The organism is Kangiella taiwanensis, from assembly GCF_020005165.1.
GTDB lineage: Bacteria > Pseudomonadota > Gammaproteobacteria > Enterobacterales > Kangiellaceae > Kangiella > Kangiella taiwanensis.
Window position 1 is genome coordinate 59,737 of record NZ_JAHCLT010000003.1, and the last position, 18,997, is coordinate 78,733.

Sequence of the window (18,997 nt, forward strand, 5' to 3'; positions counted from 1 at the left end):
TTACGGGTAAGTTTTATGGGCTTTAAACAGCCTCCACGCGATTATAAAATCATAGCGATGGACTTATTAGCACGCCGGGAACATTCCCGGCGTGAGCTTATTGATAAGTTAAAACTTCGAGGGTTCGAGGGTGAGGATGTTGAAGCTTATCTTGATCGTCTCGCTGAACGGGGTTTGCAAAGTGATGAGCGCTTTGTAGAAAGCTTTATCCGACAGCGTTCGCAAAATGGCTATGGCCCCTTGCGAGTTCGCCAAGAATTAAGGCAGAAAGGCATTGAAGATGCTGCCATCAGCCTCCACTTTGAATCTATGGGTATTGATTGGCATCAAATTGCGGTTGATGTCTGGCGTAAAAAATACAACCGAGCGCCAGGGCCTGATATGAAGTTAAGAGCAAAGCAAACTCGGTTTTTACAGTACCGAGGTTTTGATTTCGATATGATTAACTTCGCCTTGTCATCCGATCCGGGTGACGATGAAGATTTTTACTGATACTCCCTTCAGAATATTGTAATGAGTATCAAAATCAATTAGATAAATATGAATAGTAAAGTAAAAGGTTAATTTAACAGTGAGTACGACAGAACAAACAATGACGACTAACGAGATCCGTAAAGCCTTTTTAGAGTTCTTTGAAAGCAATGGGCACAAGATGGTGGACAGCGCGCCACTTATTCCAGCGAATGATCCAACTTTACTGTTCACCAATGCCGGGATGGTGCCATTTAAAGATTGTTTCTTAGGCACTGAGCAACGATCATATACACGAGCAACCAGTTCGCAACGTTGTGTTCGTGCTGGTGGTAAACATAATGACCTAGAAAATGTCGGTTATACGGCCCGTCACCATACATTCTTCGAAATGCTGGGTAATTTCAGTTTTGGCGACTATTTTAAGAAAGAAGCGATTGGTTACTGCTGGGAGCTGTTAACTGAGGTCTTTAAGCTACCAAAAGAAAAGCTTTGGGTCACGGTTTATGCTGAAGACGATGAGGCTTATGACATTTGGGCCAAAGACATCGGTTTCCCAGAAGAGCGTATCAGCCGAATTGGCGACAATAAAGGTGAGCGTTATGCCTCAGACAATTTCTGGGCGATGGGCGACACAGGTCCTTGTGGCCCTTGCTCAGAAGTCTTCTACGATCATGGCGAACACATCTGGGGTGGCCCTCCAGGAACACCTGAAGAAGATGGCGACCGCTTCATTGAAATCTGGAACTTGGTATTCATGCAGTACAACCGTCACAAAGACGGTACCATGGAGTCATTACCAAAGCCGTCTGTCGATACCGGTATGGGGCTTGAACGTATTTCTGCGATTTTACAAGGTGTTCACAGCAACTACGAAATCGACACTTTCCAATACTTAATTAAGCAAACCGCAGACTTATTAAAGGTTAACGATTTAGACAATAAGTCATTGCGTGTGATTGCTGATCATATTCGCTCATGCTGCTTCCTGATTCTTGATGGTATTGTGCCAAGCAACGAAGGCCGTGGTTATGTATTGCGTCGAATCACTCGTCGAGCAATTCGTCACGGCCACCAATTGGGCGCTCAAGGTTCGTTCTTCTCAAAATTGGTACAAGCTCTTGTTGATACCATGGGCGATGCATACCCAGCATTGAAAGAACAGCAGTCGATTATCGAAGGCGTTTTGCTAAAAGAAGAAGAAGCGTTTGCGAAGACCTTAGACAAAGGCATGCAAATCCTTGAAGCCGATATCGCGGATATTAAAGACAAAACGATTTCTGGCGAGACAGTTTTCAAGCTTTACGATACTTACGGCTTCCCACAAGATTTAACTGCTGATATTGCGCGCGAAAAAGGTCTTGAGATTGATTGGGATGGCTTTGAAAAAGCGATGGAAGCACAACGCGAGCGTGCGCGAGCTTCGAGTAACTTTGGTGTGGACTACAACGATTCGCTCAAGCTTGAAGAAGTTTCAGAGTTCACTGGTTATGACTTTTTAAGCCAACAATCTAAAGTCGTTAAACTGATTCAAAACAGCGAAACAGTAGACAGCTTGAAAGAAGGCGAGAAGGGTATTGTTATTCTTGAGCAAACGCCTTTCTACGGTGAGTCAGGCGGTCAGGTCGGTGATAAAGGTTCGTTGTTTGGTAATGGCGTGAACTTTATTGTCGAAGACACTCAGATGATTGGTGATGCGATAGCGCATATCGGCTATGTTGATAAAGGTGAAGTGACCACGAATTCTGAGCTAAAAGCCGATGTCGATGGTGGCTTGCGTCAAAGTACGATGCGTAACCACTCTGCAACTCATTTGCTCCATGCCGCGCTTCGCGATGTATTAGGTTCGCATGTGCAGCAAAAAGGCTCGCTAAATGACCCTGAACGCCTTCGTTTCGATTTTTCTAACCCTGAAGCTGTATCGCGTGAAGATTTGGCCAAAGTCGAGCGTATGGTGAATGAAAAGATTTTTGAGAATCATCCAGTTGAGGCCGCGGTGATGTCGATGGATGAAGCCAAAGAGCACGGTGCTATGGCCTTGTTCGGAGAAAAGTATGGTGATGAAGTTCGTGTGCTCACCATGTCGCCGTTTTCTGTCGAACTTTGTGGTGGCACACACGTTAAACGCACTGGTGATATTGGTCCGTTTAAAATTGTGTCTGAAACGGGTATTGCGGCAGGCGTTCGCCGTATTGAAGCGATTACTGGTGAGAAGGCTGTGGCTTGGATGCAACAGTCTGAAAGTCGATTCCACAGCTTGGGTAAGTTGCTGAAAAGCGATCCTGCGCAATCGGTGGAAAAAGTCGAGCAATTACTAGACAAGTCGAAACAGCTTGAAAAACAAATTCAACAATTGCAAAGCAAATTAGCGTCGAGCCAAGGGAGTGATTTGGCTTCGAATGCTGAAGATATCAACGGTGTGAAATTGCTGGTATCGAAACTTGAAGGTGTCGAGCCAAAAGCACTACGAGACATGCAAGATCAACTTAAGAATAAACTAGGTTCAAGTATTGTCGTTCTTGGTATCGCAAGTGATGACAAAGTTAGTTTGATTGCTGGCGTCAGTAAGGATTTAACGTCAAAGGTTAAGGCTGGTGATTTGATCAAGATGGTTGCGGAACAAGTGGGCGGAAAGGGCGGCGGTCGCCCTGATATGGCTCAAGCTGGAGGCAAAGATGCATCAGCGCTGCCAGCAGCCCTTGATTCTGTGAAGCCATGGGTTTTAGACAAACTAGCTTAAGATCCAACGATATACATTTGAAATTGAACGCGGTATTCTTGTAACAGAAAGTATTTTTGTGACTGGATGCTCAAAAGTATAGTTTTAGAAGCGAATTGTTGATAGAATTCGCGACTTCCGACGTTAGTGTCGGCTTTCCTTACACATAATTCACGTTGTGTAAGTTAGATTTGTAGATATGATTTGTAGATAGTGGAGAGCGGCTTGGATTCAGCCAGGGATGCTCTCTAGGATAGAGGAGACTGGAATGTTAATTTTGACAAGACGTGTCGGCGAAACGCTGATGATTGGTGATGAGATTACTGTAACGGTACTAGGTGTTAAAGGTAACCAGGTTCGTATCGGTATCAATGCACCAAAAGAGGTTGCTGTTCACCGTGAAGAAATCTATTTGCGTATCCAACATGAGAAGCAAATGGAGAATTACCAAACAAATCAACCAGGTAATAATTCAGACGACGATTATAATTATTAAAAAAAGTTGGATTGGAGTGTTGCATTTTATCCTGAATAAGGTAACATTCCGTCCGCGTCAACGGTGAGGTGGCCGAGCGGCTGAAGGCGCTCCCCTGCTAAGGGAGTATACCCTAATCCGGTATCGAGGGTTCGAATCCCTCCCTCACCGCCATTATTTACTTGCAGAGTAAATAGTGACGGAGAAACTTAAAAGCGATTGATTTTTAAACGTTTTTTTAGTTTCAATAAGAAGTAAAAAACTTTTAATAAATTATTTTAAAAGTTCGTTGACTTCTAAAAAACGGGTGGCATAATACGCCCCACAAAACGAAGCGCGTGTAGCTCAGTTGGATAGAGTACCTGGCTACGAACCAGGCGGTCGGAGGTTCGAATCCTTCCACGCGCGCCATTATTTAAAACCTCGCTACGGCGGGGTTTTTTATTGCCTAGAAAAAGTATCTATCGTAAAAACTAAACCTACGATAGAGTGGTTTGGGATAGTCTGCTAATTTAAGTAAGATCTCAGAAAGTATAGAGTATTCTTGGCTCTGTGTTATTTTGCTAACTTAATAGTATTGCAATGAATAAAGAAATGTTCCTAAAAGTGCTGTTCTCTACTGACAACAAGGTACAGAGTATATATGAAGAGCACGTGCTTTATTATGAAGAAGAACTGATATATCTGTTTCTATCAGAAATCGCTGACTTCTTTACAGAGCAATATTTAACTAATGGTAGTTGGAACAAGAAGTTTGTACATTTGTTGGATGTAGCTTTCGATGAAGGCGATGACGATGTACTAACTATAACAAGTTTAGGTTTACTAGAAAACTTTGACCGCTCTCATCGTAGTTACAATGAGCTTACCGAAGCGGTTAGTGATAGTGTGAAGCTCGAGATGCAAAAATATGATTAAGTTATTGAATAGGCACGAACGAGCGTGCCCATTCAAGGATTTCGTCGCTAAACAACTTTCAAGCGAACGTCGACGCCACCACGAGTCGCATTTGAGTAAGGACAGACTTGGTGAGCTTTTTCAACTAGCGATTCAGCATCGGCTTTATCCATGCCTGGAATCGAGACCTGTAGTTCGACATCAATGGCAAAGCCACCATCGGTAGGGCCTATGCCAACCTCACCAGTCACCGTAGTGTCTTCTGGTAACTTTACCTTTTCTTGGCCAGCAACGTGCTGCATGGCGCCGATAAAGCACGCTGAGTAACCTGCGGCAAACAGTTGCTCAGGATTGGTTCCTTCGCCACCAGCACCGCCGAGTTCTTTTGGCGTTGATAGATTAACGTTTAGCTTTCCATCATCTGATTTGGCTGAGCCCGTGCGCCCACCTGTTGCAGTGGCTTTGGTTTTGTAAGCAATTTCGTTTGGCTTCTTCATACAATAACTCCTTAAGATTTCAATGATTTCATATCGATAACAAAGCGGTACTTGACGTCTGAGTCCATGACACGTTTAAAGGCTGTGTTAATGTCCTGCATATCAATCATTTCTACGTCGGAAACGATGTCGTGCTCTGCACAAAAATCGAGCATCTCTTGAGTTTCTTTTATGCCACCGATTAATGATCCTGCGATACGCTTACGCCCTAAGATTAATCCTGCGCCATGTAAGTCTGGTAGTGGCTCTAAAGCACCAACTAACACCATAGTGGCATCCCGCTTGAGTAATCCGACGTAAGGGTTCAGGTCATGCGGGACAGGGACTGTGTTGAGAATAAAGTCGAAACTTCCCATATGCTGCTTCATAGCGTCTTCATCTTTAGAGACTAGAACTTCTTTCGCACCGAGGCGCTTAGCATCTTTGCCTTTTTCTGGGGACGTGGTAATCATGACAACTTCTGCGCCCATGGCATTGGCGAGCTTAACGCCCATATGACCTAAGCCACCCAAACCAACAACACCGACTTTATCGCCTTTCTTGACGTTCCACTGACGAAGTGGTGAGTAAGTTGTAATACCAGCACAAAGTAGGGGGGCGACAGCTTTGGTATCCAGTTTCTCTGAAACATTGAGGACAAATTTTTCGTCAACCACGATTTGGTTGGAGTAACCACCGTGTGTTGGACCTCCCAAAACAGGATCTTCGCTACCATAAGTCATGGTTGCGCCGTTTTCGCAGTATTGTTCCAAATCGTCATCACAGGCGCTGCACGTCTGGCATGAATCGACCATACAGCCAACACCGACGAGTTGACCTTGTTTAAAATTACTCACTTTATCGCCGACAGCTTTAACTCGGCCAATGATCTCATGACCAGGCACCACAGGGTAAACCGTGCCTCCCCAATCATTGTGGGCCGTGTGAATATCGCTGTGGCAAACGCCACAATACTCTATGTCAATATGTACATCGTTATCGCCGAGCTGACGGCGCTCGATTTCTATTGGTTCCAGCTCTGACTCGGCTGACTGTGCTGCGTAGGCTGCTGTTTTCATTATTTCTCCTAACGGTTTAGAGAATGTGAGGTTATTATAAATGCTATGAGTGAAAGTTTTGTTTAGACACTCCGCATCTCTGAATAATAGATAGGTTGGGGTGTATCGCTTGATCTCAAATTTAATCACTATATCAATCGTTTAATCCTCTCTATCGGATTATCAGGCTGAGGAATTCACATTGATTTCACTTGCTCTAGCTAATATTAAGTCCTTAACTTTGATGATAGTCAGTAGGCTGGAGATGCAATGAAGAAAAAGTATCAAGAGATTAGGCTGATCTTGGGCGACCAGTTGAACGCTGAACATAGCTGGTTCCAAAACAAAAGTCATGAATGTCTTTATGTCATAGCTGAACTTCATCAAGAAATGAGTTATGTGAAACATCACATCCAAAAAGTTTGCGCTTTTTTTCATGCGATGGGTAATTTTTCTCAAGCGTTGAATCAGGCCGGTCACGACTGCCTATATTTGAATCTTGACGATACTCAGGCCTACGACAGTCTTGTTGAGCTGATAGAGGGTCTGGTTAGCAAGTATGATGCAACGACTTTCGCCTATCAGCTCCCGGACGAATACCGACTAAGAAAGCAGTTATCGAATTTAAAGCTCAAAGGCTGTGACATCAAAGCTTATAGTACTGAGCATTTTTTTCTTGATGAGTCAGAGTTCGGTCAGTACTTTCAGAAAGATAAGCACAATCGCATGGAATCGTTTTATCGGAAAATGCGTAAGCGTTTCGATATTCTTATGGATGGGCAGAACCCACGAGGTGGTCAGTGGAATTACGATAAAAAGAATCGTAACAAGCTAAAAAAAGAGGATATACAGCAAATACCAGAGCCTTTAATGTTTGCTAATGATGTTAGCAAGATCCTCGCTCGACTCAAAAAGCATCAGATCACAACGTTTGGCAAAGAGGAGACCTCCTTATTATGGCCGACCAGCCGTAAACAAGCACGCCAACTATTACAGTATTTTTGTGAGTCCTGCCTGCCACAATTTGGTGAGTTTCAGGACGCAATGACTACAGCTACAGTACATAAATGGTCGTTGTATCATTCTCGCTTATCGTTTGCTTTAAATGCGAAAATTCTGTCACCACAGGAGGTCATTAGTGCTGCGATAGATGCTTTTGAAGCTAATGACCATATTGATATCGCTCAAATTGAAGGTTTCACTCGACAGATACTTGGCTGGCGTGAATTTGTCCGAGGTCTCTACTGGACACATGAAGAATACGCAAAGAAAAATTACTTTAACGCCAAACGTGATCTACCCCAATATTTTTGGACAGGCGAAACCCAGATGCGTTGCTTATCGGAAGCTGTGACACAGTCTTTAGACTATGCTTACGCGCATCATATTCAACGTCTGATGATTACAGGCAATTTTTGCTTACTCACTGAAATCGACCCTGATCAAGTCGACGAATGGTATCTCGGTATTTATGTTGACGCTATAGAGTGGGTGGAGATGCCGAACACACGGGGGATGAGTCAGTTTGCGGATGGTGGCATTATTGCTACAAAGCCTTATGCGGCGAGCGCGAACTATGTTCATAAGATGAGCGACTACTGTTCCAGCTGTACCTATTCCCATACGGAAAAAACATCAGATAATGCCTGTCCATTGAACAGTCTTTATTGGCGATTCATTGACCACAATAAGGAAAAGCTTCAACAAAACCAACGTATGGGCATGATTTATAACGTATGGAATAAAAAAGACTCGTCAGAAAAAGAACAGATTTTGAACAAGGCCGCTGGAGTTCTCAGGAATATTGAAAATCTATAAACTGTAGCGGTGGAAGCACTACTTTTTCATGAGGATTTTGTTACACTTAGTGGACTTCATTCTTAATAATACGATCAATGGATTTCACCACTTTCATATCAAACAATGGGCCTCTTGTCATAATTCTTGGCGTTTTGCTTCTGGCCATTATTGTCTTGATGCTAATGCTACGAAAGCAATCTAAAACGATTCAGTCAATTGTTGACTCCCAAACCAGTTCTGTGGATGCAGTCAAAGGGCTAGAACAAAAGCAGACTATGGCTTTTGAGTATGCAAAGGCTGATTTAAACCGAATGACTGAGCTGAGCCAGCGGACTTCTGAGAACTTTATTGAAAAGCTGCAAGGCAACCAAATAAAGCTTGGAGAGTCGTTTCAAGCATTTCAGAATCAATTGCAGAAAGATCTTTCTGGCTTTAAAGATAATCTACAGAAAGATATTTTTAAGCTAAAAGAACAAATCGAAACCAACCAGAAAGAATCCCAAGCACAGCTTCATGAGCAGTTCAGACGTGGTATTAAAGACGTACGCGAAGAGTTAACGCAAAGCCTCAAGGTACATGGCGAAAACTTTGAAAAGAACATGAAGGGTTTAACGCAATCGACCGACGACCGCTTAAAAGAAATCAGTGGGCAGGTCGAAAAGCGACTAGCCGATGGCTTTGAGAAAACCACTAAAACGTTCCAAGATGTCTTAAAGCGCTTGGCGTTAATCGATGATGCGCAGAAGAAGATCACTGAGTTATCAAGCAATGTGGTTAGCTTGCAGGAAATCTTGTCGGACAAACGTTCGCGAGGTGCGTTTGGTGAAGTACAGCTTGAATCATTAGTCTCTAATGTCATGCCAACAACTCACTACAAGTTCCAGCACACCTTTAATAATGGAAAAATTGTTGATTGTGCTTTGTTCCTACCAGAACCCACAGGTGTGATTGGTGTGGATGCGAAATTCCCACTGGAAAACTACCAGAAAATGGTGGATGTCGAATTATCCAAGCCGGAGCGTGATGCTTCGCATCGTGCGTTTGTGCAAGATATTAAGAAGCATGTTAAGGACATCGCCAGCAAATACATTATTGATGGCGAAACGGCGACGGGAGCTGTGATGTTTATTCCAGCAGAGGCAGTTTTTGCTGAAATTCATGCGCATCATCCGGAGTTGGTTGAGTTCGCGCAGCAAAATAAAGTCTGGATGGTGTCGCCAACCACCATGATGGCGCTGTTGACCACAGCTAGCGCGGTACTTAAAGACGAGGCAACGCGTAAACAAGTCCATATTATTCAGGAGCACTTAGGTAAATTGTCCGTAGAGTTCGGACGATTTAAAGATCGCTGGGGTAAGTTGAATACCCATATTGATCGCTTGACGAAGAGCGCTAAAGATATTGATACGACTGCGGATAAAATCACCAAAAGATTTGTCCAAATTGAACAAGTGGAACTTCAGGACGATGATGATGACGATGATCCGATTGGCATTGGGCATCAATCATAGTCAGTAAATTTGTCATTTAGGAATCTGATTCATGCTAAAAAATATATTGTTTATCGCAGCGCTGAGTATTTTAAGTGTTGCGCTTAAAGCACAAGAGCCGCTATTGCTGTCGCTAAAAGGCGACTTTACTCAGGGCGGCTTAGTCGTTGGTCAGGCGGTCAAAGGTTCAGAAGTGACCTTTGATGATAAGTCGTTAGAGTTGACGCCCGAAGGATATTTCGTTTTTGGATTTCATCGTGACATGCCAGAAACAGCCACGTTAACCATCAAGAAGGGCGAGCAAGAAGAGGTGCAAAAATTATTCGTCCGTAAACGCGACTACAATATTGAGCGGATTGATGGTTTGCCACCGTCAAAAGTGAATCCTATGAAGCCTGAAGTACTGAAGCGTATTCGTAAAGAAGGTTCTTTGGTCGCAAAGGCTCGAGCTAATACCAGTAAAGACGAGTTCTTTATGCAGGACTTTATCTGGCCAGCGAAAGGGCGTCTGAGCGGTTTTTATGGCAGTCAGCGTGTACTTAATGGCGAACCAAAACGTCCACACTATGGTGTTGATGTTGCCGCACCAACGGGAACAACCGTTGTAGCACCAGCCGATGGCACAGTCCGATTAGCCTATGACGACATGTTTTATTCTGGTGGCACACTAATCATTGACCATGGTTACGGGGTTTCATCGACCTTTATCCACTTGAATTCAATTGATGTGGAAGAAGGTCAAAAGGTCAAGCAGGGTGATAAAATTGCGACCATCGGCGAAACAGGCCGCGCGACCGGGCCACACCTTGACTGGCGTATTAACTGGTACAGCTCGCGTCTTGACCCGCAACTGCTAGTGCCACCTTTTAAAGAAGATAAATAATTATAGTTTATAACGTATGAATACAACTGAGTTTTGTAAAACTTTCAACCTGTTAGATTTTGTTCGTGACCACCTAGAAGGGCATCAGCCTTTTTCCATGTCGCTCGAAGACTTCGTGGTGACGTTTCACGATGTTGGCATCATTGAGTTCAAGCCTAAGCATGAGTCTCAGCAATACCTAGCGCTTTCTGTTGGTGTTCATGGCAACGAAACAGCTCCGATGGAGATCGTTTCGGATATGGTTCATGACCTATTGAACAACAAACTGACGTTGCGCTGTCATTTATTGGTGATGATTGGGCACCCCCAGGCAATGCTAAAGGAGCAGCGCTTTTTGGACTTTAACCTTAACCGCATGTTTAGTGGCGAGTGGAAAAAGTATTGGGAGCAACGTGACGAGATTTGCGAAGTCGAGCGTGCCAAGCGTTTGGAGCAAGCGGTGAACGACTTCTTTGCACAAAGCTGCGCTAACGACACTCGTACCCACCTTGATTTACATACCGCGATACGAGCGTCTAAATACGAGAAATTTGCAATCTATCCTTATTTAGGCAGTCGTGAACATAATCCTGCGTTACTCAATGCGATGCAAGACTGTGGCGTGAATACCATTCTGCTTTATCACAAACCAAGCACTGTGTTCTCTTATCATTCAAGTCATAACTTCAAAGCGGATAGCATCACAGTGGAACTGGGTAAAGTGAAACCTTTTGGCGAAAATAACCGTGATGACTTTGCTGCCGCCGAGAAAACGCTACGCCAGTTGGTTGAGTCAACTTATAACTATGACCACACCGCGCGCTACAAAGCGAATGGTCAAAGACTGTTTAAAGTTAAGCGTGAGTTATTAAGAGTCAGTGACGAGTCGCATCTTAATGTAGACGATGATTTAGCCAACTTTAGCAGCTTTGATAAAGGTTTTGAGCTACTGAGTGATCCACAAGAACCCTATATTGTTGAAAATGACGGCGAAGCCATCGTGTTCCCCAATAATAAGGTGCCTATTGGGCAACGCATGGCGTTAGTGGTGGAAGAGGTCTAGTACGATAATATAAATATGTCATCCTGAACTTGATTCAGGATCTTGTTGAGATAGGTATATTTCGGATAGAAAGATCCTGAGTCAAGCTCAGGATGACTCTTCAATACTATTATTTACGAGTATTGGTTTAACTAAAAAATTCTTCTCTCTATCCCTGTGTCATTCATGATTTTTACAGCGAGCTCTTCTACTGAGCGTGACGTTGTATTGATAAAAGGAATCTTTTCTTTCCGATAGAGAGCTTCTACCTCACGTGTTTCAAACATGCACTGCTGGAATGAGGAGTATTTGCTGTCTGGGCGGCGGCCTGTTCGAATTTCATGCAGGCGCATCGGGTCAATGCTGAGACCGTAAACTTTGTGTTTATTTTTAGCTAGCCCTTGGTTTAGCTTAATGTTAGGCAAGTCTTCATCGGTAAAAGGGTAGTTGGCTGCGAAAATACCGAATTGCATCGCTAAGTAAAGCGACGTTGGCGTTTTACCACAACGAGAAGGGCCTACAAGGATAATATCGGCTTGGTCATATTGTTTCGTTGTCGCGCCATCATCATTGTTAAGCGCAAAGTTCACCGCGCTCATGCGCGTATCGTAGGCCTGCATATCGTCTGTTGAGTGTGATTTACCAACACTAAAAGAGCTTCTAACGCCTAGTTCTTTTTCCAGTGGACCAATGTAGGTGTGAAAGAAATCGAGCAATATCGCTTCTGACTTTAAGATGATTTCACGAATTTCGGGGCGCACAATCGTTTCAAAGACTAAAGGCGGGACACCATCACGTATCGCGGTTTGGTTAATTCTTGCCACAGCCGCTAGGGCTTTTTCTTCATCATCAACGAAGGGAATGGTGTGGTACATGAATTCGACATGATCTTCGAATTGCGCGGTAAGGGATTGCCCCAGCAATTCGGCCGTTATGCCCGTTCGATCTGAAATAAAGAAGACTGTACGTTTCATATTTGTGCAATAACCAGTAAAATGGCGACCTTTAATGACCAATGAGTGTGTGAATTTAAGCATTTACGCCTGTTTTCAGCAAGTAGCCGCTGGGATAGAGGGCAATTTTCTTTAATTTGCAGACCGCAACGGGAGAAATACTTTGGATAAGTACGTACTTTGGTATGAAGAGTTAGGCATGGGCGACGTCGAGCGCGTAGGTGGTAAGAACGCGTCTTTAGGCGAGATGATTAGTAATTTAAGCAACATGGGTGTTAGTGTACCTGGCGGTTTCGCCACTACAGCTGATGCTTTCCGTGCATTTCTAGAGCAAAGCGGCCTAAACGAAAGAATTAACCAAGAGTTAGACGGATTAGACGTAGACGACGTTGAAAAACTCGTCGAAGTTGGGGCTAAAATCCGTGGCTGGGTGATGGATACCCCTTTTATTCCTGAAATGGAAATGGCAATCACTGATGCTTACAACAAGCTCAAAGGTGATTCAAACGAAGAATTTGCAGTCGCTGTACGTTCATCAGCAACGGCTGAAGATTTACCAGACGCCTCTTTTGCGGGTCAACAAGAAACTTTCCTTAACGTTCGTGGCTTAGACAATGTCATGAAAGCCTTGAAAGAAGTGTTTGCTTCTTTATTTAACGACCGCGCTATTGCTTACCGTGTTCACCAAGGTTTTGAGCACAAATTAGTAGCGTTATCTGCTGGCGTACAAAAAATGGTACGAAGTGACATCGCTGCTAGTGGTGTCATGTTCACCATGGATACTGAGTCTGGTTTCAATGATGTTGTATTCATTACAGGCGCTTATGGTCTTGGCGAAACTGTGGTTCAAGGTGCGGTTAACCCTGATGAATTCTATGTTTATAAGCCAACCTTAGAGCAAGGTCGTCAAGCGATCGTGCGTAAAACATTGGGCGGCAAAGCCATTAAGATGGTTTACACCGACAATAATGAGCACGACAAAAGCATTGAGACTGTTGATGTTGAGCACAACGAGCGTATGAACTTCTGTATCAACAATGCTGAAGTTCAAGAGCTGGCAAAGCAAGCCATGATCATTGAGAAGCACTACAAGCGTCCAATGGACATCGAGTGGGCTAAAGATGGCGCTGATGGTAAGTTGTACATTGTTCAGGCTCGCCCTGAAACGGTAAAAAGCCGTGCCGACAAAAACGTTATCGAGCGTTACCAGCTTAAGAATAAGTCTGAGTTGGTTGCGACAGGTCGTGCTATTGGCCAGCGTATCGGTAAAGGTAAAGCTCGTGTGATTAGCTCTGTAGACGAAATGAAGAGCGTCCAGAAAGGTGATGTTCTAGTCACAGACATGACTGACCCGGATTGGGAACCTGTGATGAAGCGCGCTGCGGCGATCGTCACTAACCGTGGCGGCCGTACCTGTCACGCAGCGATTATCGCTCGTGAATTAGGTATTCCGGCAGTTGTGGGTTGTGGTGATGCGACAGACCGCATCAAAGATGGTGCTGAAGTGACTGTCAGCTGCTCAGAAGGTGATACCGGTAATATCTATCAAGGCTTGTTGGATTTTGAAATCAACAAAAGCTCGATTGATAACATGCCTGACTTGCCGTTCAAAATTATGATGAACGTAGGCAATCCTGATCGCGCGTTCGATTTTGGTCAGTTACCAAACGCTGGTGTCGGTCTGGCTCGCCTAGAATTCATCATTAACCGTATGATCGGCGTTCACCCTAAAGCATTATTGAACTATGACAAGCTGGAAGACGATAACCTGAAAAAGACTATCGCCATGCAGATGTCGGGTTATGCTAATCCAAAAGAATTTTACATCAGCAAGTTGGTAGAGGGTATATCGACCATTGCTTGTGCTTTTGCGCCTGAGAAAGTGATTGTTCGTATGTCTGACTTCAAGTCAAACGAGTACGCTAACTTGATTGGCGGTAGCCTTTACGAACCGCATGAAGAAAATCCAATGATTGGTTTCCGCGGTGCATCTCGCTACATTTCTGATGATTTCCGTGATTGTTTCGAGCTTGAGTGTGAAGCGATTAAGCGTGTTCGTAACAAGATGGGCTTCAATAATGTTGAAATCATGATCCCATTCGTACGTACTTTAGGCGAAGCGAAGAAAGTGATTGAGTTGCTTGAAGAGAATGGCTTGAAACGTGGTGATAATGGTTTACGCATTATCATGATGTGTGAGCTTCCTTCAAATGCAGTATTGGCCCAAGAGTTCCTAAAGTACTTTGATGGCTTCTCAATTGGTTCGAATGATTTGACTCAATTATCGCTTGGTCTTGATCGTGATTCAGGGATTATTTCGCACTTGTTTGATGAGCGTGACCCAACGGTTAAGGTGTTGTTAGCCAATGCGATTAAGGCTTGTAAGAAAGCCAATAAGTACATTGGTATTTGTGGCCAAGGGCCTTCAGATCATCCAGATTTCGCTAAGTGGCTCATGGAGCAGGGTATTGATAGTGTTTCACTAAACCCTGACACGGTACTTGAAACTTGGTTGTTCTTAGGTAAGAAGTAGTGATAATGCCCTGTAGTAAGACACTACAGGGCCATTAGATACTGAATCACACTTTAAAGAATTTTACTTTGATAAAATATAGGTGCGTGGCATACTAACTTCCGAGTTACAGGAAAATTCTAAGCAAATGAGGAGGTTAGCTCGATGAAACATTTAGCTATTGCGCTTTTGGCTTCAACTTTGATGATCGCTTGTAGTGATGAAAAACAAGACGAGGTTAAAGAAGAAAGTAAAGAAGCTATGGAAGCGATGAAAGACGCAGGAAGTGAGGCTTGGAAAGAAACAAAAGAAGCTACAGCTACTGCAGTTGATAAGACTCAAGAAATGGCTTCTGATGCCGCTGATGCAACAGCCGAAGCAGCTGAAGATGTAAAAGAAGCTACAGCTGATGCTTACAACGCAACCAAGGAAGAAGCTCAACAAATGCTTGATGAAGCTGAGCAGTCGTTAGAAGAAGCGAAAGCTGACTCTAAAGAAGCTTTAGCGGAAGCTGAGCGTGAGCTTGAAGAAGCGAAAGAAGAGTTAGAAGAGGAAGATAAAGGCGAGCACTAATTGTGCGGTATTGTCTTTGTGTGAATCAAAAGCCACTTGAGTGATCAAGTGGCTTTTTTTATGTCACTAATAAACATTGAGCGAAACGGTAATCTAATGAGCAGCGTAGTATTTAAAGAAGTTCCTATAGAGGAAATATACCCCTTACGTCATCAAGTTCTAAGAAAAGGTCAGCCGATAGACACTTGCTATTACCCAGAAGACTCGAGACAAGGTGTCTTTCATGTTGCAGCAATTGAAAATGATAATATTATCGGTATTGCATCATTTTACCCAGAAGTTCACGTAGCGTTTGACTCAAAATCTAGCTGGAGACTTCGGGGGATGGCAACGTCCGAGAGTGCCAGGGGACTGGGGATTGGGCGCAAATTGCTGGAGCAAGGCATTAATGAGTGTCGTAAAAAAGGTGGGGATTTACTGTGGTGTAACGCTCGTACCAGCGCTGCTGGTTTTTATCGGAAACTAAATTTTGCAATACAAGGAGAAGTGTTTAATATAGAAAACATCGGACCACACTATGTCATGTATAAAAAACTATAAACAGACCGAGTTTGGTTATAACTTGTTATAAAAACTATTACTTTAACGAAAAGAAACAGGGTCAGAAACGTATGAGTCAGTCTGAGGTAAGCCAATTAGAGCTGGAAAATACCTTATCAGCATTTTATCGCTGGGAAAAAATTAAAGCGCATCAGCCTTTTCTGAGACAGCCGTTTGGAAACGACTGGAAAGAGTATACTTGGCAAGATGCTGGGCAACAGATTCGTAAAATGGCTAGCTATCTCAAGCGTGAATTGCCAGCGAATAGCAAAGTAGCCATTTTGTCCTATAACTGTTCGCATTGGATCATGGCTGACTTAGCTATCATGTTAGCTGGGCATGTCAGCGTACCGATATACCCAAGTGCTGGCTCTGAAACTATCACTACGATTTTGCAACATAGTGAAGCCAAACTAGTATTTGTAGGCAAATTTCCTGAATGGACTAAGAAATCTGATGCAATTCCTTCTGAGCTTTCCATTATTGGCTGCCATCAAAGCCACGAGGGCTTAAAAGATTGGGATGAAATCATTGCTGATGAAGAGCCTTACGAGGAATCTCCTGTTCCTGATTTTGATGAGCTTGCTACCATTATCTACACCTCGGGTACGACAGGTATCCCAAAAGGGGTGTTGATTACTCATAAGATTCTATCTAACGGGGCGGCGGCAGCATCTGCTTTTATTGATTTTAAAGAAGAGCGTTGCTTTTCTTACCTGCCATTAGCGCACTGCGCCGAACGTGAGCTAACAGAAATCATCAGCATCCACACGGGTAGCGTCATTTCTTTTACAGAGTCTCTCGACCGCTTTCAGGCGAATATTCAATCTGTAAGGCCTACGATTTTCTTCGGTGTACCTCGAATATGGCTTAAGTTTCAACAAGGGATTGAGGACAAAGCAGGAAAAACAAAACTTAAGATCTTACTTAAAATACCAATCATTAACTCACTGATAAAAAAGAAAATTTTAAAAGGTCTCGGCTTGGATCAGGCTAAAATTTGCCTGTCTGGCGCAGCTGCTTTACCACGCGGAACATCGGATTTCTTCAAATCAATCGGTATCAAGATTTGTGAAGCTTATGGCTTAACTGAAACCATGGCATTCTCACACGCATCGTCCCCCGATACTTGGAAGCAAGGTTCTGTGGGTATCACAATGCCGACAGCAGAAGCGAAAATCGCTGAGTCAGGCGAGGTTTTATTAAGAAGTCCATGCGTGATGCAGGGCTATTATAAGGAACCGCTCAAAACTAAAGACGTTATAGATGACGATGGCTATTTCCATACAGGTGATCTTGGGGAAATTGACGAAGATGGATTCTTGTTTATTACAGGTCGTGTGAAAGATATCTTCAAAACCTCTAAAGGCAAATATGTTACACCAGTCCCGATTGAAGCGACCTTAGAGCCAGAACTAGGTGTTGAGCATTTGTGTGTGATTGGTGACGGTTTGCCATCTCCAATTGCGATTGCTTCGATTTACAATAAACAATTCCAGGATAAAGATGCTTACCACGAAGAGGCTGTGCAGTTGATTGAAAAGATCAACAACAAGCTCGAAGGGCATGAGCGACTGGATAAGCTGGTATTGGTAAACGAGGAGTGGAGCCCGGAAAACGGTTTAATCACGCCGACACTAAAAATTCGCCGGCAACGGATTGAGGAGCACTACAAATCAAAGCTCGATGGTTATATGAAAAAAGAAGGACTTGTCGTCTGGGATAACTAGTTTGTGAGCCAATTGGCGTTACTTTACTGAAAGTTAACAGTATTTTACGTTCAAATCATTAACTTGTACTACTCGTGTGGCATACTTAATAGGGTCTATAATCAACTTGATTAAGGAGTATGTGACATGGGTATTCTTACTTGGATTGTTGTAGGTTTAGTAGCAGGTGCACTTGCTAAGTTAATCATGCCAGGCCCAGATGGTGGCGGCTGGATCATGACTATCGTTCTGGGAATTGTTGGAGCGTTTGTTGGTGGTTTTGTCGGTGACTTGCTAGGACTTGGTGGAGAAGCCACAGGCTTCAATATTCCGACACTGCTGACCGCAACAGGTGGCGCTATTATTATCTTGTTCCTTTACAGGACTTTTAGTAAGCCATAAAAATCTAGAAAAGTTGATTCATCTTCGATTCAGTTGAATCTTTGTACACTGTCTCCTGAAATAAGCCAGCTTTGTTGCTTGGCATCAGGAGACAGCATATGAAACTTAAAAATCCACTGATTATTACTTCACTGGCGCTTTCAGCGCTAATCCTTCCGAGCATTGCTCAAGCTGATCATCGTTATGATCGTCATGCACACTACAGCCATGGCCAAGACAGTCGTTATTTTATCAAAGCTAAAGTTGTCGATGTCACGCCTGTATATGACCGTGGCTATCGTTACGATGAACCCGTAAGAACTTGTTATTCAGAACGAACTCGCTATGATGCAAGTGACCGTCGTCGAAAAGCACTTGTTGGTGGCGTCGTTGGCGGACTGATTGGATATAAAATTGGTGACAAGCAGCGTCACAAAAACGCTGGGGCTGTTGCTGGTGCCTTAATAGGCGCGACCATCGCTAAAAATAGTGGCCGAGAAAGAACACACTGTTCTACTCATTATGAGTCTCGCTATGAGCGTGGCGGTATTGTCGGTTATGACGTTACATACAAGTATCGAGGTCGACACTACACGACGTTTTCGGATTATCGTCCAGGACGATGGATTGAAGTTAAGCGCCCAAACAAATATCATCACTAACGCATTGAATGTATTAAACGTTTCTATATAGACACAGTGTAAGAGATTGAAATGATCAAGAAGCTCACTTTATTGGCTCTAATGACACTAGCTATTGTAATGGCGCCAGAAGCTTATGGCGCCTCGCAAAAATTATTGCCAACACCAGAGTTACGTGAAAAGACTACTTGTAATCCGATAGGCAAAGGCGCTGCAATGAGCGCTGCGGCTCGACGCATTAATGGTAAGGTTATTTCTGCGAGCCTGAATATGCGTGCTCGTCCACCGGTTTATCGTGTTAAAATTTTGACTGAGTCGGGGCGAGTTCGTCACGTCTATGTGAATGCTTGCAATGGGCGGTTAGCCTAGAATAAGCAGTGTACTAAGGACCAAATATA

Annotated in this window: 18 protein-coding genes and 2 tRNA genes; 17 read left to right on the plus strand and 3 right to left on the minus strand. The window is 43.6% G+C overall.

Going from position 1 to position 18,997, the window contains the following annotated elements; translation table 11 throughout:
* The first annotated feature begins 15 nt into the window (after window positions 1-15).
* The 6 genes from KFK88_RS09520 (at window position 16) to KFK88_RS09545 (ending at window position 4,583) form a co-directional block, all read left to right on the plus strand.
* Window positions 16-492 carry a regulatory protein RecX gene (locus KFK88_RS09520; protein ID WP_223578976.1) on the plus strand — a complete coding sequence of 159 codons (477 nt, stop codon included), beginning with the start codon at window positions 16-18 and terminating at the stop codon, window positions 490-492.
* Window positions 493-592: 100 nt separating this feature from the next.
* The gene (alaS, locus tag KFK88_RS09525) at window positions 593-3,211 is read left to right on the plus strand and encodes an alanine--tRNA ligase (protein WP_223579965.1); all 2,619 of its coding nucleotides are present in this window, start codon (window positions 593-595) and stop codon (window positions 3,209-3,211) included.
* Between the two features lie 247 nt (window positions 3,212-3,458).
* Window positions 3,459-3,686: a carbon storage regulator CsrA gene (gene csrA, locus KFK88_RS09530; RefSeq protein ID WP_223578979.1), complete on the plus strand. Its 228-nt coding sequence runs from the start codon at window positions 3,459-3,461 to the stop codon at window positions 3,684-3,686.
* A gap of 62 nt (window positions 3,687-3,748) precedes the next feature.
* A tRNA-Ser gene (locus tag KFK88_RS09535) sits at window positions 3,749-3,839 on the plus strand.
* Between the two features lie 160 nt (window positions 3,840-3,999).
* Window positions 4,000-4,076: transfer RNA gene (locus KFK88_RS09540), tRNA-Arg, on the plus strand.
* A 171-nt stretch (window positions 4,077-4,247) separates the two neighbouring features.
* Window positions 4,248-4,583, plus strand: a complete 336-nt coding sequence (locus tag KFK88_RS09545; protein ID WP_223578981.1) for a hypothetical protein — start codon at window positions 4,248-4,250, stop codon at window positions 4,581-4,583.
* A gap of 47 nt (window positions 4,584-4,630) precedes the next feature.
* Here KFK88_RS09545 and KFK88_RS09550 read toward each other — a convergent pair whose 3' ends face one another.
* On the minus strand, window positions 4,631-5,059 hold the full coding sequence (locus KFK88_RS09550) for an organic hydroperoxide resistance protein (RefSeq protein ID WP_223578983.1): 429 nt from the start codon (window positions 5,057-5,059) through the stop codon (window positions 4,631-4,633).
* Between the two features lie 11 nt (window positions 5,060-5,070).
* Entirely contained in the window at window positions 5,071-6,117 is a 1,047-nt protein-coding gene (locus KFK88_RS09555; RefSeq protein WP_223578985.1) for an NAD(P)-dependent alcohol dehydrogenase, read from the minus strand.
* A 249-nt stretch (window positions 6,118-6,366) separates the two neighbouring features.
* Here KFK88_RS09555 and KFK88_RS09560 point away from each other — a divergent pair, with 249 nt between their 5' ends.
* From KFK88_RS09560 to astE, 4 genes are all read left to right on the plus strand, one after another.
* Window positions 6,367-7,914, plus strand: a complete 1,548-nt coding sequence (locus KFK88_RS09560) for a cryptochrome/photolyase family protein (protein WP_223578986.1) — start codon at window positions 6,367-6,369, stop codon at window positions 7,912-7,914.
* A gap of 164 nt (window positions 7,915-8,078) precedes the next feature.
* Window positions 8,079-9,407, plus strand: coding sequence for a DNA recombination protein RmuC (gene rmuC / locus KFK88_RS09565; RefSeq protein ID WP_223578988.1), 1,329 nt, complete (start codon window positions 8,079-8,081; stop codon window positions 9,405-9,407).
* 31 nt (window positions 9,408-9,438) lie between these two features.
* Entirely contained in the window at window positions 9,439-10,269 is an 831-nt protein-coding gene (locus tag KFK88_RS09570) for a M23 family metallopeptidase (protein WP_223578990.1), read from the plus strand.
* Between the two features lie 16 nt (window positions 10,270-10,285).
* Window positions 10,286-11,311 carry a succinylglutamate desuccinylase gene (astE, locus tag KFK88_RS09575; RefSeq protein WP_223578992.1) on the plus strand — a complete coding sequence of 342 codons (1,026 nt, stop codon included), beginning with the start codon at window positions 10,286-10,288 and terminating at the stop codon, window positions 11,309-11,311.
* Window positions 11,312-11,442: 131 nt separating this feature from the next.
* On the opposite strand, the gene ppsR is transcribed toward astE, so the two are convergent.
* Window positions 11,443-12,264 carry a posphoenolpyruvate synthetase regulatory kinase/phosphorylase PpsR gene (gene ppsR, locus KFK88_RS09580; RefSeq protein ID WP_223579968.1) on the minus strand — a complete coding sequence of 274 codons (822 nt, stop codon included), beginning with the start codon at window positions 12,262-12,264 and terminating at the stop codon, window positions 11,443-11,445.
* Window positions 12,265-12,406: 142 nt separating this feature from the next.
* Here ppsR and ppsA point away from each other — a divergent pair, with 142 nt between their 5' ends.
* From ppsA to KFK88_RS09615, 7 genes are all read left to right on the plus strand, one after another.
* The gene (gene ppsA, locus KFK88_RS09585) at window positions 12,407-14,776 is read left to right on the plus strand and encodes a phosphoenolpyruvate synthase (RefSeq protein ID WP_223578995.1); all 2,370 of its coding nucleotides are present in this window, start codon (window positions 12,407-12,409) and stop codon (window positions 14,774-14,776) included.
* A gap of 144 nt (window positions 14,777-14,920) precedes the next feature.
* Window positions 14,921-15,328 (plus strand): hypothetical protein, encoded by a 408-nt coding sequence (locus tag KFK88_RS09590; protein WP_223578998.1) that lies wholly within the window; start codon window positions 14,921-14,923, stop codon window positions 15,326-15,328.
* A 96-nt stretch (window positions 15,329-15,424) separates the two neighbouring features.
* Complete coding sequence (locus KFK88_RS09595) at window positions 15,425-15,868, plus strand: GNAT family N-acetyltransferase (protein ID WP_223579000.1); 444 nt, start codon at window positions 15,425-15,427, stop codon at window positions 15,866-15,868.
* 71 nt (window positions 15,869-15,939) lie between these two features.
* Complete coding sequence (locus tag KFK88_RS09600; protein WP_223579003.1) at window positions 15,940-17,598, plus strand: AMP-binding protein; 1,659 nt, start codon at window positions 15,940-15,942, stop codon at window positions 17,596-17,598.
* A gap of 126 nt (window positions 17,599-17,724) precedes the next feature.
* Window positions 17,725-17,979 (plus strand): GlsB/YeaQ/YmgE family stress response membrane protein, encoded by a 255-nt coding sequence (locus tag KFK88_RS09605; RefSeq protein WP_223579006.1) that lies wholly within the window; start codon window positions 17,725-17,727, stop codon window positions 17,977-17,979.
* Window positions 17,980-18,077: 98 nt separating this feature from the next.
* The gene (locus KFK88_RS09610) at window positions 18,078-18,620 is read left to right on the plus strand and encodes a glycine zipper 2TM domain-containing protein (RefSeq protein ID WP_223579008.1); all 543 of its coding nucleotides are present in this window, start codon (window positions 18,078-18,080) and stop codon (window positions 18,618-18,620) included.
* A gap of 51 nt (window positions 18,621-18,671) precedes the next feature.
* Window positions 18,672-18,968, plus strand: a complete 297-nt coding sequence (locus KFK88_RS09615) for a PepSY domain-containing protein (RefSeq protein ID WP_223579010.1) — start codon at window positions 18,672-18,674, stop codon at window positions 18,966-18,968.
* The last annotated feature ends 29 nt before the right edge of the window (window positions 18,969-18,997 follow it).